Genomic DNA, 23,997 nt, shown 5'->3' on the forward strand with positions numbered 1-23,997 from the left:
TCGATAAACCAACGTTTCCGGAGCTCGGCACGCATGGGACTCGCGGCGCTAGCGGCGGCCGTGTTGGCCGCCTGCGCCGTGCAGCCCGCGCAGCACGCCGACCTGCCTGCCGCCGTGCAGGCGACGGCTCCTGCCGCATGGCGCATCGACGCGCCTGCGGATGCCGTCGACGTGCGCGCGTGGTGGGCCCAGTTTGGTGACCCGACGCTCGACGCGCTGCTGTCTACCGTGCTGAGCGGCAATCTCGACCTGCAAGCCGCCGCCGAGCGTGTGAAGCAGGCGCAATCGATCACGACGCAGAAGCACGCCGCGCTGCTGCCGCAACTGGACTTCACGGCGCGCGGCGCGTACGCGCGGCAGAACACGCCGCCGCCGCTCGGCTACGTGAAGCAGGCGGGCGCGGGTCTGGCGTTGGGCTGGTCGCCCGACGTATTCGGCGGCGAGCGCCTCGAACTGCTCGCGGCTCAGGCGAATCTGGTGGGCCAGCAACACGCGCTGGACGCAGTGCGGCTCGCGCTGGCGGCGGACACCGCGTCGGCGTATATGGACTTGCGTTGGGCACAAGCCGAATTAAAGATACTCCAGGATAACGTATCGATCAGACAACGCACGTGGCAGCTGACTCAGGACCGCCTGAAATATGGCCTTTCGACGCAACTCGACGTATCGCGCGCGCAAACGCAGTTGAGCGAGTTGCAGGCACGCATTCCGCGTGCGCAGGCGAGCGTCGATCATCAACTGAACCTGATCGCGGTGTATACGGGGCGCACACCCGAATCGGTTGCGCAGCTTGCGCTGGCTGAGCCCGCGCCGATTCCCGCCGCGCCCGCGAGCGTGCCGCAATCGCTGCCCTCGGAGGCCCTGCTGCGCCGCCCCGACATCCAGGCCGCTTACGCGACCGTGCAGCAGCGCGCTGCGGAAGTGGGCGTCGCGCGCGCGGAGCGCTATCCGAAGTTCACGTTGAATCTCACGGACGGCGTGCTCGCTTCGTCGTATCTCGGCCTGCCCACGCTTACCGACAATCTTTTCAGCGCGGCACTCAGCGCCACGAGCCCGATCTTCAACGCGGGCCGCATCACCGCCGACATCGAGCAGAACGAGAGCCGCATGCGCGAGTCGCAACTGAACTTGCAGCAGACGATGTTGCAGGCGCTGCGCGAAGTGGAGGACAGCCGCAGCGACCTCGTGAGCACGGCGGGACAGACGCAGCAGTTGCGCGACGCCGTGGCGTCTTCCGGGCAGGCGCTCAAACTCGCGAATCAGCTATACAAGGGCGGCGCAACCGACTTTCTCGACGTGCTGAGCGCGCAGCAGACCTGGCTTGCCGATACCGATCTGCTCAACGACGCGCAGCGCGAGCGCGCGCTCGCGGCGGTGGCGCTCTACCGGTCGCTGGGTGGCGGCTGGAGTCAGAGCGGCGAGGTGGTCGCGGCGGGCGCAAGTATGGCGGCCACGCGCGCGGCTCGAGGCGGATGACCATGCGCGCCGCGGTGCGAATCTGCGTGCGGCCGGAGCAGTCGTTTGGGTCATGGCGCTCATGTACCCGCGCGCACTGTAGCGCGCCATTGCGCGGGCGTCATCCCCACGTGTCGCTTGAAGCTGCGCTGAAACGCGGCATCGGACTGATAGCCCACGAACTCGCCGATCTCGGCTACCGGCTGGCCACCTTGCGCGAGCAAGCGGCCGGCGAGCGTCATGCGGATGTCGGTGAGCACCTCGGTTGCGCTGCGCCCGATTGCTTCGTCGAAGTGGCGCGCGAACGTCGCGCGCGACATGTGGCACAGCGCGGCGAGCTCCGGCAGCGTCCACGGCTTGCCGGGCGCATCGAACATGGCGTCGATGGCCGGTTGCAGGCGCGGTTGCCGTGCGAGCGCGAGCAGGCCGCGCGGCGGCACATCGGCACGGCTTGCATAGCGCAGCGTGAGCGCGAAGAGCGCACCCGAAAGATGGTTGACGAGCGATTCGCTGCCGGGCTGCGCGTCGAGCGCCTCGTCGCGCAGCAGCGCGATCAGGCGCACGAGACGCTCGGGCGGGTTGTCGCCGGCACTGGCGCTGTGCACCACGAGCCGCGCGGGCAGATTCTCGCGCAGCAGGCGCTGCGGAACGGCGGGCAACAGGAAGCTGCCGCAGAGCACATCGGCGGCGCGGTTTTCGGCAAGGTTGGTTTCGACCGCATGACCGTGCTCGAAGCGCCGTTCGACAGCGGCCGGCGGCGCGCCGCTGCCATCGTGCAGCAGATGGGGCGCGCCCGAAGGATACAGCACGATGTCGCCCGCATGCAGGGCCGTGGGTGCGCCGTGCGCATCCTCGACGATGGCCTTTCCGCTCAACATCACGTGATAGCGGATCTCGCGCGCGTCGGCGGCGGGCTGATCGATGCGCCACGGCGCGCCGAAGTGGCAGCGCACGTCGAGGCGGCCCGCGACGGGCATGAGCGTGAGCAGGCGGCTGAGGATGTCCATGGGCGGCATGGATGAGACGAATGGGCATGAAGTCGCGTCATTCTGGCATTAATAGCTTGGGGGCGCGCGACTAAAGTGACTGCATGCCATCGACGATGGCTACGCAACGCAGTCAGTGCAATTCAACTCAAGGAGTCGATCATGTCCCGTCTTTCCGCCATTCGTCCCGAAGCCGCCACGGGCGCAGCCGCCGAAATCTTCGCGAAGATCCGCAAGGCCATCGGCAAGGTGCCGAACGCTTATGCCACCATCGGCACGCACAGCCCCGAAGCACTCGGCGCGATGCTGGCCGTTGATGCGGTGCTGGCCGGCGGCTCGCTTACGAAGCCCGATATCGAAGCCGTCAAGCTTGCGGTGAGCGAAGTAGCGGGCTGTGACTACTGTATCGCTGCGCATACGCTGGCAGGCAAGGCCGCGGGTCTTTCCCCCGAAGCCATGAAGCAGCTTCGCGCCGGCGCTGCAACCGGCGACGCGAAGCGCGATGCGCTGGTGCATTTCGTGCGCGTGCTGGTGCGCACGCACGGCACGGTTGCCGAAGCCGAGGTGAATGCGATTCGCGGCGCAGGCTATACGGAGCGCCAGATCGTGGAGATTGCGCTTGCCATCACGTCGATCACATTCACGAACCTCGTAAACCGGGTCAACGATACGACGCTTGATTTCCCGGCAGTGGCGTAATTGCATAGCGACGCTCGCGCGCTGGAATTTCGCACTGCCTGGATGGCGTGCCATAAAACGTGCCACGAATCACGAGCATCGATTCGGCGAAAGCAGCCTGCCACCCGGTACGTACCGCCATCGGCGCATACAATGGCGCACAAAAAGGCGTGCAGGCGACGGAACTGGGCGCGATTTGGTCGTGACGCTTTGCATCGGCGGCGGCCAGGGTATCGCGCTCGCGCTCGAGACAGTATGATGGCCGGGCGCGGACGGGGCCGAGCGAGGCGAGCAGGGCGCATGATGGACGAAGCAAATCGAGGTAATCACAGATGGCAAAGCGAGTGGCACGTGAGGAATGCAATTGTTTCGCGTTGCGGCAGGCGGCGCGCTTCGTTACGCAGCTTTATGAGCGCCATCTTTCGCAGGCGGGCGTCACGGCTGCGCAATTCACGATTCTTTCGCGTCTCGCGGGCCGTCCGGACGCCACGGCTGCGGAACTCTCCGACGACCTTGTGATGGACCGCACGACGCTCGTGCGTGCACTCAAGCCCTTGCAGCGCGACGGCCTCGTGCTCGCGTTCGCGGCGGAGCACGACACGCGCACACTGGTCTATCGTCTTTCGGCGGACGGCGTGCGCCGCTACGAGAAGGCGCACTCGCTGTGGCTCGACGCGCAGGCTGAATTCGAGCAGCACATGAAGCGCGACCGCGCCAAGGCGCTGCGCGCAGAACTCTTCGCGCTTACCGGCGCTGCGGGATGAACGTTCGAGGTTCACCCGGCGCACTGGGTGGGGTCCGAAGGTTATCGCCGGCGTCCAGACGTACCGGGTAAAGCCACGATATTGTGGTGGGTCAGATGGTGGTCCAACAATTGCACGAACGCCCACGTCCAATACAGATAAGACTTTGACGGGAATAGCAGGCTTTCGCATGAAAATCCTCATCGCGCGCATGAATCACGAGACCAACACGTTCTCGCCGGTCGCGACGCCGCTGGCCGCGTTCGGCGGCAACGGCCCCGCGTGGGGCGAGGACGCGTATCGCGAGAACAAGGGCATGCGCACGGCGATGTCGGCGTTCATCGACGCGGCCGAGCGCGAGGGCGCGCAAATCGTCACGCCGGTGTCGGCATCGGCGAATCCGAGCGGGCCGGTGGCCGCCGATGCCTTTGCGGCGATCTGCGAGGCGATCGTTGCGGCCGCGCCGGGCTGCGACGCGGTCTTGCTCGACCTGCATGGCGCAATGGTTGCGGAGCAAACGCCAGACGGCGAAGGCGATCTGCTCGAACGCGTGCGCGCGACCTTGCCCGATGCGCCGATCGCAGTCGCGCTCGATCTGCACGGCAACGTCACGCAGAAGATGATCGAAAACGCGGACGTGATGGTGAGCTTCAAGACCTATCCGCACGTGGACATGTACGAGACGGGAGAGCACGCCGCGCGCCTGCTATTCGCGCGCGTGAAGGGGCGCGCGCGCCCGGTGCTCGCATGGCGGCGTCCGCCGCTGCTCACGTCGACCCTGCGCAGCGCGAGCGCCGATGGCGCGATGCGCCGCGCCGTCGAGGCCGCGCGCGCTGCCGAGGCCGAGGGCATGCTGGCCGTATCGGTGCTCGCCGGCTTTTCTCTCGCGGACATTCCCGCGCCGTGCATCAGCGTGGTAGTGGTGGGCGACGGCGATGCCGCAGCGGCGGAAGCGGTGGCCGAACGCATTGCGCGGCAGATCTGGGACGAGCGCGGTGAGTTCGTCTATCGCAGCCCGCCGCTCGCGGAGTCGGTCGCGCAAGCGGCGCGGCTCGCGCAGGACGCGCACGATGCCGAAGGCACAGGCAAGCCCGTGCTCCTGCTCGATCACGGCGACAACTGCATGTCGGGCGGAACATGCGACACGATGGATCTGCTCGAGGCGGCACTCGCGCAGGGGCTGACGGGCATGGTGAGCGGTCCGCTGTGCGATCCCGAGGCCGTTGCCGCGCTGATCGAAGCGGGCGTAGGCGCGCGCGTGACGCTCGGCATCGGTAACAAGCTCGCGCGCGAGGGCGCTGCGCCGCGCGCGCCGTTCATGGCCACCGGCGTCGTGCGCGCCATTACCGATGGCGAATACGTAATCACCGGCCCGACCTATACCGGCCAGCGTGCGTATATGGGACGCGCGGCGGTGCTCGACACGGGCGCGGCGACGCTGGTCGTGACCGAGCGCACGCACGAACCGTGGGACCTCGGCGTGTTCGAGAGCGTGGGCATCGATCCGCGCCGCGCGCGCTTTCTGCTGCTGAAGTCGCGCATGTATTGCCGGCCGGTATTCGTGCCGATCGCGGCGGGGCTGGTCGAATGCGACAGCCGTGGCGTCACGGGATCGGACTATGGGCTCTTCCGCTACACGCGGCTCGAGCGCCCCGTCTATCCGCTCGACGAGGACACCGCGTGGCGCGAGCGCTGAATGCGTTCAGCCCGATCGATACGCGTGCGAATCTCTACGACGATATCGTGAAGCACACCTCGGCGAGGCCGGGCAAGAAGCGCAGCGTGTAGAAGGCCGCAAGGGTCTTCACGAACACGAAGCACGCCGAGAGCGGGCCCCACGTCACCATGATGCGGCCGATCCAGATCTTCGCGCCGAACCAGGTGCAGCGCGAGATTACTTGGTACTTCGAACAGAAAACAGCCGATGAAGAAAATGCGGTGGTTTCCGCCGCGTCTCCCTTGTCCTGTTATCAGATACGTCAGTGCTGCCGCGCCGGTCCTCGGGGTGACCAGCGAGAGCATCTACAAATGAGTCGAATTGGATTTTGCATGCAATATATATTTTTATAAACATGCGGCTTCTGGTAGCCCACGTTAGACCTTAGGCTGAATGGACGATGGCGCGGCAGGGGCGTCCCACTAACTTGTCAACATTCGTCGCGATGCCGAATCGCCACTGGCTCGAAGCCACGAATGCCCCGCACGTTTTAATCGGGAGACGGTCCATGAAGCTGACGAAAAAGGTGTGCACGCTTACCGTTGCGGCACTCGCTACTGTCGCGGCCGTGAGTTACTCGATGGGCGCGCCCGATCAGGATCGGTATGCCGCCGGCGCATCGCCGTGCCGTCCGGCCGATGCCAGCGGGCAGCCCCAGGGCTGCGCGCCGCTCGACCGATCCCGTCTGACCATTGCCGCGCTGCACGGCATGTGACGCACGCCGCGGTCCCGGCGTGTGATTTCTGCCTGATCTGAAAACCTGCCGGGCGCGCATCGGCGCGCTCGGCAGATTGTGCTTTCCGCGAGGCAAACGACGTGGCCCGCCTCGTCCGCGAGTGCTGGACGAGGCGGGCCGGTGCTTGCCGCTTTAACGATGCAGGAGCCAGTCGACGATTCTGCCGGCCGCGTGCTCCGGCGTGTCGGCGGTCGTGTCGATGCGGATCTCGGGATGCTCGGGCGGCTCGTACGGCGAGTCGATGCCGGTGAAGTTCTTCAACTCGCCGCTGCGCGCCTTCTTGTAGAGCCCTTTGGGATCGCGCTCTTCGGCCACGGCGATCGGCGTATCGACGAAGATCTCGACGAAGCTGTCCGGTCCCGCGAGCGCGCGCGCCATGTCGCGTTCGGCACGGAACGGCGAGATGAATGAGACGAGCGCAATGAGCCCGGCGTCCATCATGAGCCGCGCCACCTCGGACACGCGCCGGATGTTCTCGACGCGATCGGCTTCGGAGAAGCCCAGGTCCTTGTTCAGGCCGTGTCGCACGTTATCGCCGTCGAGCAGATACGTGTGCTTGCCGAGCGCATGCAGCTTTTGCTCGACGAGGTTGGCAATCGTCGACTTGCCCGCGCCCGAGAGCCCCGTGAACCACACTACGCGCGGCGTCTGATGTTTGAGCGTAGCGCGTGCGCCGGCGTCGACGACCGTGGCCTGCCAGTGCACGTTCTGCGAACGCCGCAACGCGAAGTGCAGCATGCCCGCGCCCACGGTGTTGTTGGTGAGCCGGTCGATCACGATGAAGCCGCCCGTTTCGCGGTTTTCTGCATACGGATCGAACGCCACGGCGCGGTCGAGATTCAGGTTGCACACGCCGATTTCGTTCATCTCCAGCGTGCGCGCGGCCAGGTGCTCGAGCGTATTCACGTTCACGCGGTATTTCGGCTGCTGGCAGGTCACGCCCACGGTGCGCGTGCCGATCTTCAGCAGATAGGGGCGGCCGGGCAGCATCGGCTCTTCGTTCATCCAGACCAGCGTGGCTTCGAACTGGTCGGCGACGGCGGGTGGCGCGTCGGCGCGCGCGATGACGTCGCCACGGCTGATGTCGATTTCGTCTTCGAGCGTGAGCGTGATGGCCTGGCCGCTGCGCGCGCTGGCCGCTTCGCCTGCAGCAGTGATGATCGACGCGACGCGGCTATCGCGGCCCGACGGCAGTACGCGCACGCGTTCGCCGCGGCGGATCTCGCCCGCCGAAATGTTGCCCGCGTAGCCGCGGAAATTCAGGTTTGGACGATTCACCCACTGCACCGGCAGCCGGAACGGCTGGTTCAGGCGCGCGTCGTCTTCCACGGGCACGCTTTCCAGATACGCCATCAGCGAGGGACCGCTGTACCACGGCGTATTGGCGCTGGAGTCGGTGACGTTGTCGCCCGCGAGCGCCGAAAGCGGAATGCTCACGATGTCGTGCAGCCCGATCTGCGCCGCGAACGCGCGATATTCATTCGCGATCCTTTCGAATATCTCCCGCGAATACCCGACCATGTCGAGCTTGTTCACGGCGAGCACGATGCGGCGAATGCCGATCAGCGAGACGAGATAGCTGTGGCGGTGCGTTTGCGTGAGCAAGCCCTTGCGCGCGTCCACGAGAATCACGGCCACGTCCGCCGTGGAGGCGCCCGTGATCATGTTGCGCGTGTACTGCTCGTGGCCCGGCGTGTCGGCCACGATGAACTTGCGCTTGTCCGTCGCGAAGAAGCGGTAGGCGACGTCGATGGTGATGCCTTGCTCGCGCTCGGCCGCGAGGCCGTCCACGAGCAGCGCAAAGTCGAGATTGCCGCCCTGGCTGCCGACCTTCTTCGAATCGGCTTCGAGCTGGCTCAGCTGGTCTTCGAACAGCATCTTCGACTCGTAGAGCAGGCGGCCGATCAGCGTGCTCTTGCCGTCGTCCACGCTGCCGCAGGTGATGAAGCGAAGCAGGCTCTTTTCCTGCTGCGCGCTCAGGTATCGCGCGATGTCGTCGGCGATCGTGGTGGTGACTGTGGACATTAGAAGTAGCCCTCCTGTTTCTTCTTTTCCATCGATCCTGCCGAGTCGCTGTCGATCAGCCGGCCCTGGCGCTCGGACGTCTTCGCCAGCAGCATTTCTTCGATGATGCCGGGCAGGGTGTCGGCCTCGCTTTCGATCGCGCCGGTGAGCGGGTAGCAGCCGAGCGTGCGAAAGCGCACGTTCTTCATGTGCGGGACTTCGCCTTCGCGCAGCGGCAGGCGCTCGTCGTCAACCATGATGAGGGTGCCGTTGCGTTCCACCACCGGGCGCTTCTTCGCGTAGTAGAGCGGCACGATGGGAATAGTCTCCAGATAGATGTATTGCCAGATGTCGAGCTCGGTCCAGTTGGAGATGGGAAAGACGCGAATGCTTTCGCCTTTGCGTTTGCGGGCGTTATAGAGATGCCAGAGCTCAGGGCGCTGCATCTTCGGGTCCCAGCGGTGCTGCTCGGAGCGCAGCGAAAACACGCGCTCTTTCGCGCGTGATTTTTCCTCGTCGCGGCGCGCGCCGCCGAACGCGGCGTCGAAGCCGTAGTGGTCGAGCGCCTGCTTGAGGCCTTGGGTCTTCCACACGTCGGTGTGGACCGCCGAGCCGTGCGTGAACGGGTTGATGTCCTTTGCGACGCCTTCCGGGTTCACGTGAACCAGCAGGTCGAGGCCGAGGCGCTGCGCAGTCTGGTCTCGAAACTCGATCATCTCGCGGAACTTCCAGGTGGTGTCCACGTGCAGCAGGGCGAAGGGCGGCTTGGCGGGGTAAAAGGCCTTCATGGCGAGATGCAGCATGACGGAGCTGTCCTTGCCGATCGAATACAGCATGACCGGCTTCTCGCACTCCGCCACGACCTCGCGCATGATGTGGATGCTCTCGGCTTCGAGGCGCTCCAGATGGGTCAACGTCGGGCTCAACATCGATAGTCTCCTGTTTTTCATGCATCGCTCGCGGTTCGGGTTGATCGACGGGGGAATCGACGGGGGAATCGAAACACGCGGCTGCATGGAGGAGAACTTACCGGTTTGGGGGCTGTGAATTCTTCGTCCGACCGGACTAAGATCCGGCGGTCCGCGATCGGACGGGCAGGATCAACTTGCGGCGAGTTGCTGCGTGAGCGCGGGATCGTTGGCGGGGCCGAGCACGCAGCTCACGCCCGCCGGGTCGTAGATTCTCGCGACGCAGGCGTTGCAGCTATTGCACGCGGAGCGCGTGACGGTGCCGTCGCGAAAGTGCGTGACCAATGCGGGATCGTGGATCAACGCCCGCGCGAGCGCCACGCAGTCGAACCCTTCGGCCATCAACTGCCCGACGCCGTCGATCGACAGCACGCCACCGACATAGGCAAGTGGCATTTTCACGGCATCGCGTATCGTTCTGGAATCCTCAAGGAAATAGTGCTCGCGGAAGCGCAGATCCCGCGGCGTGCGCATTTCCAGCACCTTCACCCCGAAGCGCGCGAACGCATGCGGCGCGGCGGCCTTCATCGCTGTAGTGGGCATGGGACTGCCGAACAGTACCCAGGGGCTTTCCACATTGCGCCCGCCGCTCAGCGTGAGGAGATCGGCGCCGGCCGCTTCCAGCAGGCGCGCGGTCACCGCCGAATCGTGCGCGGTGTTGCCGCCCGGCACGCCGTCGTTCACGCTCAGCTTGCACGTGACCGCGAGTTGCGCGCCCACGGCGTCCTTGACCTGATTGAGCACGTGCACGGGAAAGCGGCTGCGCTGCTCGACGCTGCCGCCAAAGCCATCGTGGCGGCGATTGCTGAGCGGTGAGAGAAACTGGTTGAGCAGATAGCCGTGGCCCATATGGATTTCCACGGCGTCGAAGCCGCTCTCGCGCGCGAGCTGCGCCGCTCGAGCGAACTCGGCGGCCATGCGCACCATGTCGACCTCGCTCATCGCGCGCTGGAAATACACGCCGTAGAGCATGCCGAATGCGTTCAGTCCGCCGGACGCCGAACCCGGCGCACGGCTGCCGCCGTGGCGCATCATCGTGAACGAGCCGGCATGCGTCAGTTGCAGGCACGCGGCAGCGCCTTCGCGATGCACCGCATCGGTCAGCGCGCGCAAATGCGGCACGATGCCTGCGTGCATATGCATTTGATGCGGGAACGTCAGGCCGTCGGCGGCCACGGCCGCATAGGCCACTGTCGTCATGCCGATGCCGCCGGCAGCCAGGTCGCGATGGTGTTTGAGCAGCGCCTGGGTGGGCAGTCCGGCGGGCGTCATGCCCTCGTTGGCGCCCGCCTTGATGAAGCGGTTGCGCAGCGTGAGCGGGCCGAGTCGCACCGGAGAAAATGGCGAGGGCGGCGGATCGCCAGCGTGTTCTTTGTGCATGTCGCTCACTCCGTGGTGATTTCAGAAAGCGTCCGGGCGCACCGTCGCGTCGTGGCCGCCGTCGATAAAGAGCACGCTGCCATGCATGAACCCGGCCTGCTCGCCGCAAACATAGTGGATCAGCGAAGCGATTTCGCCGGGCTCGGCGCGGCGCCCGACCGGTGGCACGAACTGGCGGATGGCCTCGCCGTAGCGCGCATCGCGCAAGCCCGCTTCGAGCAGCGGCGTTTGCACCGCGCCCGGTGCGACAGCGTTCAGGCGCACGCCGGCACGGCCCCATGAGTCGGCGCGGCGGCGCACCGCGACGGCGAGGGCGTGCTTGGAGCTGGCGTAGGCAAGGTAGCCGGCCTGGTCGGCGGGGCTTGCATCGACGAGAGCGTGCACGCGAGCCTCGTCGCCATCGAGAAAGGCTTCGTGCAACGGATGACCGCTCCACGGTTGCAGTGTCGCGGAGTTCGACGACACCACCACGGCCGCCGGCTGGCTGCCGCGCTTGAGCGCTTCGAACAGGCCGTCGAGCAGCGCAAGCGCGCCGAAGTAGTTGACGCTTGCGCCCAACGTAGCAGGCTCGGCCTGCGGACCGAGGCCCGCGCAACAGACCAGCGTGTCGATGGCGTCGCCGCTGCGCGCGAGCACGGCATCGAGGGCGGCTGCGCGGCCGGCGGCGTGCGAAAGGTCGGCGCATACGTCGGCGCGCGCGATATCGACGCCGATCACGTGCATGCCGGCATCGGCGAATTGACGATGAACGGCCGCGCCGATGCCCGAGGCGCTGCCGGTGATGACTGCGGTTTTCATGTGTGGGCTCTTCGGTTGGAGTGGCGGGATGAGGGGAAGCGCCGCGCCTGGTCCGCCGACCGTGCGCGCGGCGCAGGAGCTGGCTGCATGCCTGAAAATCAGGCGGTTTGTGCCGCGCGGGCCTCGCGGTACAGCGTTTCCGCGCGCTGCTTGAGCGCGTGTGCGACGGCGGAGAATCCCTGACGCACCCATTCACCGTGCTGCGCCATCACGGTGGGCGCGGTCGGCCCGATGAACAGATCGGTGGAGTGATAGCGGCAACGCGCTTCGTCCAGCACCTCAATGATCTGGTCGCGGCGTGCCGCGTCGGGATTGTCCGCGCTTGAAATCATTTCCCACGAGAGCAGTTTCGGGTGGTCGAACGCGGCCAGGTGCTCGACCACGTGGATCAACTCGCCGTTGCGCGTCGGGTCGGGCAGATACAGGTTGACCGGCTCGCCCATGCGCAGCGTCGATTCGACTTTCACGGTGTAAGGGTTCCACTCGGGATAGCGCGGGAGATCGATCAGGATGTCCCAGACGAACGATGCTGGCGCATCGATTTCGACTTTGTCCGAGATGACGAGGTAGGGCGAGTCGGGCATGCAAGGCTCCTTGGGGTGGAAAGGGGTTGTGCGAGGCGTGCCCGCCTCACGCGTCGACATCGTGTCACCCGAAGGGCCACGCCTTCCTCGTCCGGACGGACTAAAGGCGGGCAAACCCCAGGAGGCTGTGGCGTGGTGGTGATCGGGGAGGCAAGCCGGGTGGCCTGGTACACGAAAATGCTTCGTATAAGAGGCGTTTAAGAGAATCAGAGTCCACTTGTCCTACATTTATGAGGCAAAGGAGATGATCCGCGGATTGCACCCTGCAAATATTCCTGAACGGTCACTGGGTCGATTGTGCGCAGGTCGAGCCCGGCGGCAGCCGTTGCCAGTGGAATGCCTGGTGCCGTCCATCGATACGCAGGTCCGACAACTCAAAGCCCTTCAACCGCCAGAGGATCATCATGCCGCGCCGGACACGCCCCACCCATGAAGAGCAGAATGCCCTGCGCACGGCCTTCTACGAAAGGATCAATCGGGGTGACATGAGCATTCCCGAGGCGATGAAGGCGATGCGCAAGATGACTGGCCTGACCCAGGCGGAATTTGCCGCGCACCGTGGCGTGAGCCGCCGTGTCATTCAGGACATCGAGCGAGGCACCGGGAATCCGACCGTCGACTCTCTTAACAGCATTGCAAAGCTATTCGGCTTGCAGGTCGGTTTCGTTCCGGTTCGGCACAACGAACCCCGCAGCGAACCCCTTTCTTCGTCCACGAACTGAGTGGTCTGGGCGCTCCGCGTCTCACACCCTTTTCCCGGTGATTTATCCATCGATTTATTTATGTTTTTTTTAACCACCGGCGCAGGTAGGCTCCATGCCATTGACTAGCAAAAGGGGCACATCATGTCCGGAGCGCCTGCGTCCCGCGCACCGTCGGCCAAATCGCTGAAGATCGACGCGATCCGGTTCATGGCGGCGCTCTGGGTGATGCTCTATCACTTTGGTCCGCCGCCGTTCAAGGCATTCTTTCCGGCCTCGCTGGCGGGTGTCGGCGGCGCGTTGTGGTCCGGCTCCGTGCTGTTGTTCGCGGGACCGGCTGCGGTGATCGTTTTTTTTGTTATTTCCGGTTATTGCATTCACAACGCATATCACCGCGACGCCACGCTGCGGCCCATTAATTATTTCGCATCACGCTATGTGCGTATTGGATTGCCGCTCGCCGTTGTTGCGCTGCTCTGCCAGCCGCTCGGCAATGCGGCCAATCTGCTGGAATCGGTGCTCTGGTCCCTTTACTGGGCGTTGTTGCGTAAATCAGGCGTAGAGACGACATGATCTGTGTGCTCTCAATCTCAGGCGATACGGACGGACTGCGGGCGAGCGAGGGCTACCATGCGATTGAGTACACCCGCACGGATTGATACCTCGGTGGCTTGCGAGCCCGTCGCGCGCGCCCACAGACAGGAGCCCGTGAGTACCTTGAGCCGGTACATCAAGGTCTCGGCGAGCGATCGCCGGTGGTAGCCGCTCGCCTGCTTCCATTCGCGCCTGCTGCTTCCTTCGATAGCGGCAATAGCTGCATTGCGCCAGGTGGCGCCGGGCGTGCGGTCTGGCCACGGCTTCGCTCCCTCGCGCGGCGGAATCGACGGGCTGGCGCCACGCGCGGCGATCTGCGCGTGACAAGGCTTGGTGTCGTAAGCGCCATCGCCTGCGATGGTATCGATCATTACATCAGCCGGAATCTGGTCGAGCAGATCGGGCAACACTTCGCCATCGCCTTCGTCCTGATGGGTCATCAGCGCGGCGCAGATCTGGCCTGTGTTCGCATCCATCGCGAGGTGCACCTTGCGCCAGGTGCGACGCTTGGACCAGCCATGCTTGCGCACCTTCCACTCGCCTTCGCCGTAAACCTTCAGCCCGGTGCTGTCGATCACGAGGTGCATGGGCTCATGGGGACGTTGCGCCGGCAGCGCGACCTTGAGGGTCTGGGCGCGACGGCTCAAGGTCGTGTAGTTGGGTACCGGCAAGCTCGGAAAGGCGAGCTTGCGCAAGCTCTGGGCGAAGCCTTGCAGTGCGCGCAGCGGCAGATGAAAGACTTGCTTGAGACTGAGCAGCATCTGGATCGCTGCATCGCTGTAGACACGCGGTCGGCCGTGCCTGGTCGGGCCAGCCTCGGGTACCTGCGTCAGTACGCCTTCATCAATCCACATGGTTACATCGCCTCTTGCGATCAAGCCCGCGTTGTAATCCCGCCAGTTCCTGACGCGGTACACCCCTTTGGGTTCGCTGGCCTTGCGTTCGTCCTTGCGCATCTTCTCGGGGAAAAAATCGAGAATCTACGCAGCTCGATGCGAAGTTAACATCCTGGTCAACCCGAGCGTTGCACGTAAACGTCAGTCCACCTGGAAGCGCCCCAATTTCTGCAACAACGCCCCTTTACTGCGAGATCGTCTATTACACGATTTACCCGCTGCTGCGCAGCCGCTTTCGCTATGTGGGCGAGATGATTGTCGGCGTGGCGCTGGCCGCTGCGGTGATGGTCTGGTACCGGCACACGCATACCCAACTCGTGTGCGCGCATTGCGTCTACGAAAACTATGGCGTGGCGGGTACCGCGTTCCTGTATCTGCCGGGCTGGCTGCTCGGCTGTCTCGTGGCCGAGATGCACCGCACCGCCCTGGACGGCCGCTCGAGCTTTCGCGCGTCGGCGCTCACGGCGGGCATTGCGCGATGCATCGGGGCTGTGTCGGGCTGGCTCGCGAAGCATCTGGCTGCTGCGCGCGTGGTGATCGTGGCCGCTGGGTCGTTTACGTTCCTGCTCGCGTCCACCTCGCATATCAAGCCGGCTTTTCTGCCGTTCATCGGGCCGGATATCACGCTGCCGGTGTTTCAGTTCGTCGTGGCTGGCTGGATCGCTGCAGAAACGGCCACCCAGGGTAACAGTGCGTTCTGGCGATATGCGGGCGCGCTCGGAGCGTGGTCGTATAGCCTGTATTTGTGCCATAAGCTGGCGCTTGCCATTCTTGGCGTGACCGGCTATCCGCAGGGGCAGACGCTCGCATGGCTTGCAACTGTGGCTGTTGCGATCGCAACGAGCTATGCGTTTTATTGCGCCGTCGAACGGCCGTCGCACAAGCTCGCGCATCGCCTGCGAAAATTCGTTGCCAAGGCGCCTGCGCAATCGGTGGCCGATTGAGGGAGTGGGGCGCAAACCCCACGAATTGACGCACTCACACCATCGACACCACGCTGTTGAGCAGCGTTTTCACGAGCACGGCCTGGCGCGTCGCGCCGGTTTTTCCGAAGATGCCGCGCAAATGCGCCCGCGCGGTATTCTTCGCGATTCCCAGCGCTTCCGCCGCTTCGTCGAGCGTCAGCCCATCCACGAGCAATAGCGCCAATTCCGTTTCCGTCGGCGTGAGCCGATAAAGCGAGCGCAGCATCGCGCGTGAATGCTGCGGCGAAGAAGCCGGGTCGCGGATGAAAACAGCCACGGCCGGACGGCGCGCGCGTTCATCGGTGCGGTAGTTCAGTGGAATCGGCCGCAGCAGCACGCTGAGCGGGATTTCGCCGGAGGCCCGCGACAGCGTGCTGGCCTCGATGCACGAGGTCGCGGCCATCAGGTGGTGATGGATCGCCGCTTGAATGGCCTTCTGCAGGCGGCGATCCTCCACCGGGCAGCGCGCGCGCAGCCCGTCGTTCACGAGCGTGATGCTGTCGGCGGCGGCAAACAGGCGGTTGGCCGCGCCATTGCTCTTCATGCTCTTGCCGTGTTCGTCCAGAATCACGGTGCCCACCAGCATGCGGTCCATCGTGCCGGCGTACAGCGTGCGCTCCGATTCGAGCACGTCGAACGTCGAATGCAGGTCGACCGCGCGTTGCAGATGCGGCAGCAACACGGCCACGAGCGCTTTGTCGGCTGCATCGTAATCGTGTGCGTCGTGGCGACGGCTCAAGAAAAAGGCGCAATCCACGGCGTCGTGCGTGCGGATGTTGGCCACGAGGATATAGCGCAGGTCGAGCGGCTTCAGGTATTGCTGATAGAACTCGTGCTCGCACCATGCCTGCGAGCCGAAGAGCTCGTCGGCCGTCACCGCCTGGCCCGGGGGCACGGTGGTGAATGGGCAGATCGAGTAGTAATGCTCACTATAGGAGGGCTCGCCAGGCAGCAGCGGGCCATGGACCGACGCGTTGACGATCAGGCCAGGATGCCCCGATGCCGGATTGCGCAGCACGAGCGTCACGAAGCTCGCATCGAGCCGTTGGCGGATGTATTCGAGCAGGGCCGCCCAGGGCGTCGCTTCCACCGGCCCGCGGTAGACGAGCGCCAGCAGCGCGCTCACGTCGCGCGGTGCGAGGCCGGCCGCCGCGAAGCTTGCGGGGGCAATGCCTTCGTAGTCGGCTGCTATTTCCGTCGACACGTTGTTTGCCTCCGTGGCGTTGCGGCGGGTTTCGGCCTTCGGTTCGAGTAGCCGTCTGTGACGATGATAGGCACGCGCGCGCTGCCCGCATCGTCCTTTTGAGGTAGGCGGGGCGGGCAGGCAAACCCTGGGTAGTCCACCTGGACGAAGAACGCCGCGCATCGGTGTCGGTATCGTCTCCCCACGGCACAACGGAGGAGACAGAGCATGACGACGCCAACCGGCGAAGCACAGTTGCTATCGGGCGAGACATGGGCAGCCTTTTGCGAAACACTGCGGCGCAGCGGCGAGCAGATCCTGCGACCCGAGGCGCCTCAAGACGCGTTCACGCGCGCCGAAGGGTTCCGCTATCTGAGCCGGCTTTTGCGCGTTGGGCTCGAAATGCACGTGGAATTCGCGGATGCGGATTTTCCGGGTTTTTTCTCGCCCTCGCACGAGACCGCCAAAATCGGCGCCGATAATCCCGACAATCTCTACCAGTACGCGCGCCTCAACGGTGCGCACGAATACCGTGTGAGCGGTCATCGCGGCACGGTCGCGTATCTGAGCTTCGGCACGCAGAAAGGCGGCTACGAAACCGATGGCAAGATGCTGCAAACCGGCTTTATCGACGCGGACCATATGCGCGTCGAAGCCAACGGCAGCTTCGAAATTGTCCTGAGTGCCAAACGGCACGAAGGCCGGGAGGGCCGAGGGGGCAACTGGCTGCCGATGGACCCGGCCACCAACGCACTGGTCGTGCGCCAGACCTTCCTCGACCGCAAGACCGAGAAGCCTGCGCAACTGAAGATCGAGCGCGTAGGCGCATCGAGCCAGCCCGCGCCGCTCGACCCGATGCGTTTGCATAACGGCCTCCAACGCGCTGCCGCATTCGTCGAGCAGACCTCGCGCATCTTTGCCGACTGGGCGCAGGGCTACCAGGCGCATGCGAACGCGCTGCCGCCCGCCGATCAGGCCGTGTGCCAGGCCGCGGGCGGCGACCCGAACATTTTCTACTACCACACGTACTGGGCGCTCGCAGACGACGAGGCGCTCGTGATCGACGTAGCGCACGCGCCAGAATGCGACTTCTGGAACGTCCAGGTGAATAACTACTGGATGGAGTCGCTCGACTATCGCTATCACCGCATCTGCCTGAACAAGCACTCGGCGCAACTGCGCGAGGACGGCGGCGTCACACTGGTGCTGAGCGCGCGCGACCCGGCCGTGCCGAACTGGCTGGAAACCGCGGGCCATCGCGAGGGCACTTTATGCCTGCGCTGGGTGGGCGCGCAAACGCCCGTGCATCCGGTCACGCGTGTGGTCAAGCTCGAAACGCTCAAGGAGACCGCATGAACGCCGCCGCCCCCATCGCGCCGCGCCGGGACGCTCAGCACCTCGTCAGTCAGCTCATGGAGGCCGCCATCGAGCGCTCAGGAGGGCTGAGCAATTTTGGCGAGGGAAGCTATCGTGTGGCACTCGAGGTGTTGTTCGACGCGCTCGCCGGGCAGGCAAACCTTTCGCCGCAAGGCGAAGCGATGATGCACGAAAAGGTGCGCGCGCAACTCGTGAATCGGCTCGTGATCGAAGATTATTGCCAGCGATATCCCGAGATTCTCGCGCGGTCCATCGACGATCCCGTCGTGGTCGTAGGACTGCCGCGTACCGGCACGACGTTGTTGCAGCGCCTGCTCGCCACCGACGCGCGCTTTCATTCGGCGGCGTGGTGGGAAACACGCTACCCCGCGCCGCTGCCCGGCGAACCGCCTGGCGAGAGCGCGCGGCGCATCGCAATCGCGCGCGCTGAAGTGGAGCAGATGATCCGGCATATCCCGCAGATTCTCGCGATCCATCCGCTGGACGCCATGCAGCCCGACGAAGAATTCATGCTGATGGAGCATTCGTTCCTGTGCGCGATGGACTCATACGTGAATGTGCCGCGCTACACCGCATGGCTCGCCCAGCAAGATCATACCGAGGTGTACGCGTATCTGAAGAAAATGCTGCAGTTCCTGCAATGGCAGAAGGCGCAGCGCGGCGATCCGGGCGCGCTGCGCTGGGTGCTCAAGACCCCGCAGCACCTGCACGCGCTCGAAGTGCTGTTCAAGGTGTTCCCGCGCGCGAAGGTGGTGTTGACGCATCGTGACCCCACCGCAACCATCGCGTCGATGGCGAGCATGGCGCATACGCTCTGGAAGCTCTACGCCGACGAACCCGACGCACGCGAGGTCGGACGGCAATGGAGCGCGCAGATGCAGCGCGCCGTGCATCACGCGATGGACGTTCGCGCGAGCCTGCCGGCGGAGCGCTTTCTCGATGTGCGCTTCGAGGACACGGTGGCCGATCCGCTCGGCGTAGTCGAGCGGGTGTATGCGTTTGCGGACATGACGTTCCCCGATCACGTGCGCGCCGGCATGCAGGCGTGGCTCGCGCAGAACGGGCGCGAAAAGCGTGCGCCGCACGACTACACGCTCGAGCAGTTCGGCCTGAGCGTCGAGCAGTTGCAGCGCGATTTCGCGCGCTATCGCGAGCGTCATATCGGAGCCGGCCATGGCGGGTGATCTCCAGTATCTGCTCGACCGCGCGGACATCGGCGATCTGCTGATCGATTACGGCACGGCCATCGATCGGCGTGATTTCGCCGTGCTTGAGCGCCTCTTTACCGAAGACGCCGCCATCGATTATCGCGCCACCGGCGGACCGCTCTGCACGCTGCGCGAAGCCCAGCAGTTCCTTGCGAAGGCGTTGCGGCAATTTCCGCGCAGCCAGCACATGATGGGCAATATCCGCATCGAAATCGACGGGGAGACGGCGCGCGCCCGCACGATGTGCCACAACCCGATGGTGTGGCGTGCGCCCGACGGCAGCGAACGCGTGATGTTCTTCGGCATCTGGTACGCGGACGCGCTCGTGCGCACGCCCCAGGGCTGGCGCATTCGCCATCGCGAACTGGAACTCGGTTATTCGTACAATTACGAGAGGGGACTTTGAAATGCTTTTGAACAACAAGGTGGTGATCGTGTCCGGCATCGGGCCCGGGCTGGGCATGAAGCTCGCAGTGGAAGCAGCGCGTGAAGGCGCTCGCGCGGTGGTGCTTGCCGCACGCACGGCTGCGAAACTCGATGTCGCGGAAGCGCGCATTCGCGAGCTCAATGTGGACTGTGAAGTCTTCAAATGCGTGACGGACATTACGGATCGCGCGCAATGCAGCACGCTCGCGGAGGCGACGGTGGCGCGCTTCGGCCGCATCGACGCGCTCGTGAACAGCGCCTTCGTGCACGGCAACTTTCCCGAGCCGGTGGACGGCGCGGATCTCGACGGCTGGCGCGCGGTGTTCGACACCAATCTCGTGGGCACGATGACGATCACGCAGGAGGTGGTGGCGCGCATGAAGGCGCAGCGCAGAGGCGCTATTGTGATGATCAACACCCAGGCCGTGCGCAAGCCGTTCGTGGGCGAGGCGGGCTACGCGGTGTCGAAGGGCGCGCTTGCCGTGGCGGTGAAATACCTCGCGAAGGAGCTCGGCCCGCACGGCATCCGCGCGAACACGATTCATATGGGCTGGATGTGGGGCGCGCCGGTGCAGGGCTACGTGCGGCATGCGGCGGCCGAGCACGGCGTGCCCGAAGAGCAGATCGTCGCGCCGATTGCGGCGAACATCGCGCTCGGCGCGATTCCGAATGACGACGATTGTGCGAAGGCCGCTCTCTTCCTCGTTTCCGATTACGCGAAGGCCATCACGGGCGCTGCGCTCGACGCTAACGGCGGGGACTTCATGCCATGAGCCATGCCGCATTCATGACGGAGCGTGCGGGCATCGCGCCGCCCATTTACGCCTTCAACGGCGATGCGGACGGGCTCTGCGCGTTGCAGCAACTGCGGCTGACCGAGGGCGTGCAGGCGCGGCTGATCACCGGCGTGAAGCGCGACATCCATTTGCTCCAGCGCGTATCGGCGAAGCACCGCGAGCAGGTCACCGTGCTCGATGTCTCGCACGACCAGAACCGCGATGACGTCCAGCGGCTGCTCGACGAAGGCGCGTCGCTGCGCTATTTCGACCACCATTTCGCTGGCGAGCTGCCTATGCATCCGCGCTTCACGGCGCACATCAACACGGCGCCGGACGTGTGCACGAGCGCGCTCGTCAATGGTTACCTTGGTGGACGACATGTGCGCTGGGCAATCGTGGGCGCGTATGGCGACGCGCTGACCACGCTTGGCGAAGCGCTCGGCCGCGCGCATGACATCGATGCCGAGACACTCGGGCAACTCGCGCAACTAGGTCTGCTGTTGAACTACAACGCCTATGGCGAGACAGTCGACGACCTGCATTTCGCACCAGAAGCGCTGGCCGATGCGCTGCTGCCGTTCGCCGATCCGCTCGCGTTTACGGCGGCCGATGGCACGAATGGTGCCGGTGGCGTGTTCGCGGCGCTGAGCGACGGCTATCGCGACGACATGACGAAGGCGCGCGCGCTGCGTGCCGAGCGCGACGCGCCGGGTGCGCAACTGATCCGCCTGCCGGACGCGACATGGGCGCGCCGCGCAACGGGCACGCTTGCCAACGAGCGATTGCAGCACGAACCTGACCGTGCGCTTGCGGTGCTTTCGCCGAAATCGGGCGGCGGCTTCGTCGTGAGCTTGCGGGTGCCGGCCGGCTGTGCGACCGGCGCTGACGACTTCTGTCGCCAGTTCGAAACGGGCGGTGGAAGAAAGCGCGCCGCGGGCATCAACCACTTGCCCGAGGCTGAATTCGATCGTTTCGCCGCGCGCTTCGAGGCGGTGTTCAGAGTGTGAACGAAGTTGTCGTGGCGAGCGGCCTCAATGCTTGCCCCAGCGCCAGCGGGGCGGCTCGCCCTTGAGCCAGCACACGGCAACGAGGACGACGCTGTACAGCACGAACAGCGAGATGAAGGCGGCGCGATGCTGGTCGGGCGGGGCCAGGCGCACGGTTGCGCCGATCAGCGCGAAGTAGACGAGCAGGACCGCCCATCCTTGCCAGCGCGTCGGCAAGCCCCATCCCCAGCCATAACGTTTGGCCCGAAACCAGTAGTTCGGTGTGGGTGACATGATGCGACCTCCGGTTGCAGCGCGTTGCCCCTTGCTGGTCAAAGGCGGGCCGCGCGGTTGATGTCCATGTGCCTATTGTCTGCGATTTCGCCGCGCATGGACGAAGCGACGATCTATCATGCCGGGATTGCAATCCATGTTGGGCCCGCCATGCGTATCGCTCCCTTGCCGCCTCTTCACTGTCTGGTCGCTTTCGAAGCCGCCGTGCGGCACGCGAGCTTTACGCGGGCGGCCAGCGAATTGCACCTGACACAAAGCGCGATCAGCCGCCAGATCCAGCAGCTCGAGGAATTTCTCGGGCGCTCGTTGTTCGTGCGCGAGCATCGTTCGCTGCGCCTCACGATCGCGGGCGAGCAGTATGCCGCGCAAATCCAGCGCCTGCTTGCGCAATGCGCCGACGCCACGCGCGACGTCATGAAGCATTACGGCGATCTCGAGCTGACCGTTGCGTGCTCATCGGGCGTCTCGGTGCTCTGGCTCACGCCACGGCTCCCGGCTTTTATCGCGGCCCATCCGAACATCAAGCTGCGCCTGATCGTGCGCGACGGCCTCGCGTCGATGTCGCCGGCGGAATTCGACGTGGGCGTGTATTACGTGCGCCAGCAGGCGAGTGCCGCTTATACCGCGCGCCGGCTCTTTCACGAAGAGGTCTTTCCCGTCTGCTCGCCCGCGTATCTGGCGGGGCGCACGCTCGATGCCGGCGACCTCGCGAACGAGACATTGCTGCTGCTCGAAGACGGGCAGCGCCAGTGGATGTCGTGGCCCGAATGGCTCGGCCTGAACGGGGTGGACATGCCCAAGGCCCCGCGCAGCATCACGATCAACCACTACCCGCAAATCGTGCAGATGGCGATCCTGGGCCAGGGAATCGCGCTCGGTTGGCGCTATATGATCGACGCGTGCCTGAACGCAGGCCTGCTCACGAGGGTCTCGCCGGCAATGGCCAGCCACGGCGGCGGCTACTACGTGCTCTCGCCCAACGATCGCGCGGAGAACCAGGCGGCGCGCCTGTTCACACGCTGGCTGTTCGAGCAGGCCCAAGCGCAAATGCCGGCGCAGTCGCCCCAAATGAGCACGGCGTAGAAACTTCTCGCATGCGCCTGGCGCATGCATGCATGCGAATCTTTCGTTCGGAGATAAGCGCGAGTGTCCTTAGCATGTCCTCCATGCGGGCAAGCCCCCGCTTCGATCAAAAAGGGAGGAGACGATGCAAGGAACGCTTTCTCAGGGAACGGCGCCCTCAGTCCACATAGCCGCGCGGCAGCGCCGCCGCGCCATTATCGCGACCGTGCTGGGCAACGGCCTCGAATGGTTCGACTTCACTGTCTACAGCTTCTTCGCCGTCATCATCGCGAAGCTGTTTTTCCCAACTGGCAACGAGCTGAGCTCCGTGCTGCTCACCGTAGCGACCTTCGGCGTGGGCTTCGTCATGCGCCCGGTGGGCGGCATCGTGCTGGGCGTCTACGCCGACAAGGCAGGCCGCAAGGCCGCGCTCTCGCTCACCATCTTGCTGATGGCGCTGGGCACGGCCATCATCGGCCTCGCGCCCACCTACGACCAGGCGGGCCTCGCGGCGCCGTTGCTGATCGTCGTTGCGCGGCTGCTGCAGGGCTTTTCCGCCGGCGGCGAAATGGGCGGCGCCACGGCGTTTCTCACCGAGTACGCACCGCCCGGCAAGCGCGCGTATTACTCGAGCTGGATCCAGTCGAGCATCGGCTTCGCGGTGCTGCTGGGCGCGGCCACGGGCACCTTCGCCACTACCTTCCTCGACACCCAGGCCCTCTATGGCTGGGGTTGGCGCGTGCCTTTCCTGCTCGGCATTCTGGTCGGACCGGTGGGCTATTTCATCCGCAGCCAGATGGACGAAACGCCCGCGTTCAGCGCCATCGAGGAGCAGGGCAAGGAGCATTCGCCGCTCAAGGAAGTGCTCGCGCGCTTTCCGCGCGAGACGTTCGCGAGTTTTTCGATGGTGATTCTCTGGACCGTGTGCACCTACGTGCTGCTCTTCTATATGCCGACTTATTCGGTGCGCACGTTGCACCTGCCGCAATCGACGGGCTTTTTCGCCGGCATGATGGGCGGCCTCATGATCATGTGCTGCTCGCCCGTGGTCGGCAAGCTTGCCGATATCTGGGGCCGCCGCGTGTTTCTTTGCGGCTCGGCGTTCGCGATCCTGGTGCTCGCGTGGCCCATGTTCACGTGGATCAACCGGGCGCTGGGACTGATGTCGATGCTCGTGTTCCAGACGGTGTTCGGCGTGTTGATCGCCGCTTACACCGGGCCGATTCTCGCGGCTTTCGCCGAGCTCTTTCCCACCAGGGTGCTCTCGACCGGCCTTTCGGTTGCCTACAATTTCGCGGTCACGATCTTCGGCGGCTTCGCGCCGTTCCTGATCACGTGGCTGATCGCCCGCACGGGCAGCAACATGGCGCCCGCCCTGTACGTGATCGTCGCTGCGGCGATCAGTCTGGTCGGCACGTTTTTCATCAAGGACGTACGGCACAGCGCAGGACGTGCGGGCGCGGCAATTCAATAAGGA

The 23,997-nt window shown here is 64.9% G+C and carries 24 protein-coding genes and 1 pseudogene; 15 read left to right on the forward strand and 10 right to left on the reverse strand.

Annotation, left to right across the window (positions count from 1 at the left end):
- Positions 1-33: 33 nt before the first annotated feature.
- The gene (locus P5W98_RS25855) at positions 34-1,476 is read left to right on the forward strand and encodes an efflux transporter outer membrane subunit (RefSeq protein WP_421042746.1); all 1,443 of its coding nucleotides are present in this window, start codon (positions 34-36) and stop codon (positions 1,474-1,476) included.
- Between the two features lie 59 nt (positions 1,477-1,535).
- Here the strand turns inward: P5W98_RS25855 and P5W98_RS25860 are convergent, their stop codons facing one another.
- Positions 1,536-2,462: an AraC family transcriptional regulator gene (locus tag P5W98_RS25860; RefSeq protein ID WP_421027611.1), complete on the reverse strand. Its 927-nt coding sequence runs from the start codon at positions 2,460-2,462 to the stop codon at positions 1,536-1,538.
- A 141-nt stretch (positions 2,463-2,603) separates the two neighbouring features.
- Here P5W98_RS25860 and P5W98_RS25865 point away from each other — a divergent pair, with 141 nt between their 5' ends.
- From P5W98_RS25865 to P5W98_RS25875, 3 genes are all read left to right on the forward strand, one after another.
- Entirely contained in the window at positions 2,604-3,140 is a 537-nt protein-coding gene (locus P5W98_RS25865) for a carboxymuconolactone decarboxylase family protein (RefSeq protein WP_421027612.1), read from the forward strand.
- A gap of 311 nt (positions 3,141-3,451) precedes the next feature.
- On the forward strand, positions 3,452-3,883 hold the full coding sequence (locus P5W98_RS25870) for a MarR family winged helix-turn-helix transcriptional regulator (RefSeq protein ID WP_421027613.1): 432 nt from the start codon (positions 3,452-3,454) through the stop codon (positions 3,881-3,883).
- Between the two features lie 169 nt (positions 3,884-4,052).
- Positions 4,053-5,558 (forward strand): M81 family metallopeptidase, encoded by a 1,506-nt coding sequence (locus tag P5W98_RS25875; protein ID WP_421027614.1) that lies wholly within the window; start codon positions 4,053-4,055, stop codon positions 5,556-5,558.
- A gap of 46 nt (positions 5,559-5,604) precedes the next feature.
- Here the strand turns inward: P5W98_RS25875 and P5W98_RS25880 are convergent.
- Positions 5,605-5,797: pseudogene (locus P5W98_RS25880) on the reverse strand (MFS transporter); the annotation flags it as partial.
- Between the two features lie 290 nt (positions 5,798-6,087).
- Here P5W98_RS25880 and P5W98_RS25885 point away from each other — a divergent pair.
- Entirely contained in the window at positions 6,088-6,294 is a 207-nt protein-coding gene (locus P5W98_RS25885) for a hypothetical protein (RefSeq protein WP_421027615.1), read from the forward strand.
- A 153-nt stretch (positions 6,295-6,447) separates the two neighbouring features.
- On the opposite strand, the gene cysN is transcribed toward P5W98_RS25885, so the two are convergent.
- The 5 genes from cysN to P5W98_RS25910 form a co-directional block, all read right to left on the reverse strand.
- Positions 6,448-8,340, reverse strand: coding sequence for a sulfate adenylyltransferase subunit CysN (cysN, locus tag P5W98_RS25890; RefSeq protein WP_421027616.1), 1,893 nt, complete (start codon positions 8,338-8,340; stop codon positions 6,448-6,450).
- The gene (gene cysD / locus P5W98_RS25895) at positions 8,340-9,248 is read right to left on the reverse strand and encodes a sulfate adenylyltransferase subunit CysD (RefSeq protein WP_421027617.1); all 909 of its coding nucleotides are present in this window, start codon (positions 9,246-9,248) and stop codon (positions 8,340-8,342) included. Before cysD ends, cysN begins: the two co-directional genes overlap by 1 nt.
- Positions 9,249-9,419: 171 nt before the next feature.
- Complete coding sequence (locus tag P5W98_RS25900; RefSeq protein WP_421027618.1) at positions 9,420-10,667, reverse strand: NADH:flavin oxidoreductase; 1,248 nt, start codon at positions 10,665-10,667, stop codon at positions 9,420-9,422.
- Between the two features lie 21 nt (positions 10,668-10,688).
- Entirely contained in the window at positions 10,689-11,465 is a 777-nt protein-coding gene (locus tag P5W98_RS25905) for an SDR family oxidoreductase (RefSeq protein ID WP_421027619.1), read from the reverse strand.
- 98 nt (positions 11,466-11,563) lie between these two features.
- Positions 11,564-12,049: an SRPBCC domain-containing protein gene (locus tag P5W98_RS25910; RefSeq protein WP_421027620.1), complete on the reverse strand. Its 486-nt coding sequence runs from the start codon at positions 12,047-12,049 to the stop codon at positions 11,564-11,566.
- 404 nt (positions 12,050-12,453) lie between these two features.
- Here P5W98_RS25910 and P5W98_RS25915 point away from each other — a divergent pair, with 404 nt between their 5' ends.
- Both P5W98_RS25915 and P5W98_RS25920 read left to right on the forward strand, forming a co-directional pair.
- Positions 12,454-12,771, forward strand: coding sequence for a helix-turn-helix domain-containing protein (locus tag P5W98_RS25915; protein WP_421027621.1), 318 nt, complete (start codon positions 12,454-12,456; stop codon positions 12,769-12,771).
- 123 nt (positions 12,772-12,894) lie between these two features.
- A complete protein-coding gene (locus tag P5W98_RS25920) occupies positions 12,895-13,323 on the forward strand; it encodes an acyltransferase family protein (protein ID WP_434718540.1) in 429 nt (142 codons plus the stop codon).
- Between the two features lie 17 nt (positions 13,324-13,340).
- Here P5W98_RS25920 and P5W98_RS25925 read toward each other — a convergent pair whose 3' ends face one another.
- Positions 13,341-14,300 (reverse strand): IS5 family transposase, encoded by a 960-nt coding sequence (locus tag P5W98_RS25925; protein WP_421026637.1) that lies wholly within the window; start codon positions 14,298-14,300, stop codon positions 13,341-13,343.
- Positions 14,301-14,482: 182 nt separating this feature from the next.
- Between P5W98_RS25925 and P5W98_RS25930 the strand changes: the two genes are divergently transcribed.
- Positions 14,483-15,184: a hypothetical protein gene (locus tag P5W98_RS25930; RefSeq protein ID WP_434718541.1), complete on the forward strand. Its 702-nt coding sequence runs from the start codon at positions 14,483-14,485 to the stop codon at positions 15,182-15,184.
- A gap of 34 nt (positions 15,185-15,218) precedes the next feature.
- Here P5W98_RS25930 and P5W98_RS25935 read toward each other — a convergent pair whose 3' ends face one another.
- Positions 15,219-16,376 carry a helix-turn-helix transcriptional regulator gene (locus tag P5W98_RS25935; protein WP_421028027.1) on the reverse strand — a complete coding sequence of 386 codons (1,158 nt, stop codon included), beginning with the start codon at positions 16,374-16,376 and terminating at the stop codon, positions 15,219-15,221.
- A 240-nt stretch (positions 16,377-16,616) separates the two neighbouring features.
- On the opposite strand from P5W98_RS25935, the gene P5W98_RS25940 reads away from it, so the two are divergent.
- The 5 genes from P5W98_RS25940 to P5W98_RS25960 are packed head-to-tail and all read left to right on the forward strand — an operon-like array spanning position 16,617 to position 21,185.
- A complete protein-coding gene (locus P5W98_RS25940; RefSeq protein WP_421027623.1) occupies positions 16,617-17,744 on the forward strand; it encodes a DUF1214 domain-containing protein in 1,128 nt (375 codons plus the stop codon).
- Between the two features lie 56 nt (positions 17,745-17,800).
- Positions 17,801-18,949, forward strand: a complete 1,149-nt coding sequence (locus P5W98_RS25945) for a sulfotransferase family protein (RefSeq protein WP_421028028.1) — start codon at positions 17,801-17,803, stop codon at positions 18,947-18,949.
- A complete protein-coding gene (locus P5W98_RS25950; RefSeq protein ID WP_421027624.1) occupies positions 18,939-19,379 on the forward strand; it encodes a nuclear transport factor 2 family protein in 441 nt (146 codons plus the stop codon). Before P5W98_RS25945 ends, P5W98_RS25950 begins: the two co-directional genes overlap by 11 nt.
- 1 nt (position 19,380) lies before the next feature.
- Positions 19,381-20,172, forward strand: coding sequence for an SDR family oxidoreductase (locus tag P5W98_RS25955; RefSeq protein WP_421027625.1), 792 nt, complete (start codon positions 19,381-19,383; stop codon positions 20,170-20,172).
- Positions 20,169-21,185, forward strand: coding sequence for an acetyltransferase (locus P5W98_RS25960; protein WP_421027626.1), 1,017 nt, complete (start codon positions 20,169-20,171; stop codon positions 21,183-21,185). Before P5W98_RS25955 ends, P5W98_RS25960 begins: the two co-directional genes overlap by 4 nt.
- A gap of 24 nt (positions 21,186-21,209) precedes the next feature.
- Here P5W98_RS25960 and P5W98_RS25965 read toward each other — a convergent pair whose 3' ends face one another.
- Positions 21,210-21,458: a hypothetical protein gene (locus P5W98_RS25965; protein ID WP_421027627.1), complete on the reverse strand. Its 249-nt coding sequence runs from the start codon at positions 21,456-21,458 to the stop codon at positions 21,210-21,212.
- Positions 21,459-21,608: 150 nt separating this feature from the next.
- On the opposite strand from P5W98_RS25965, the gene P5W98_RS25970 reads away from it, so the two are divergent.
- Both P5W98_RS25970 and P5W98_RS25975 read left to right on the forward strand, forming a co-directional pair.
- Positions 21,609-22,541, forward strand: a complete 933-nt coding sequence (locus P5W98_RS25970; protein ID WP_421027628.1) for a LysR substrate-binding domain-containing protein — start codon at positions 21,609-21,611, stop codon at positions 22,539-22,541.
- A 124-nt stretch (positions 22,542-22,665) separates the two neighbouring features.
- Positions 22,666-23,994, forward strand: coding sequence for an MFS transporter (locus P5W98_RS25975; RefSeq protein WP_421027629.1), 1,329 nt, complete (start codon positions 22,666-22,668; stop codon positions 23,992-23,994).
- Positions 23,995-23,997 lie beyond the last annotated feature (3 nt).

The organism is Paraburkholderia sp. A1BS-2L (genome assembly GCF_051125205.1).
In the GTDB taxonomy this organism is placed as follows: Bacteria; Pseudomonadota; Gammaproteobacteria; order Burkholderiales; family Burkholderiaceae; genus Paraburkholderia.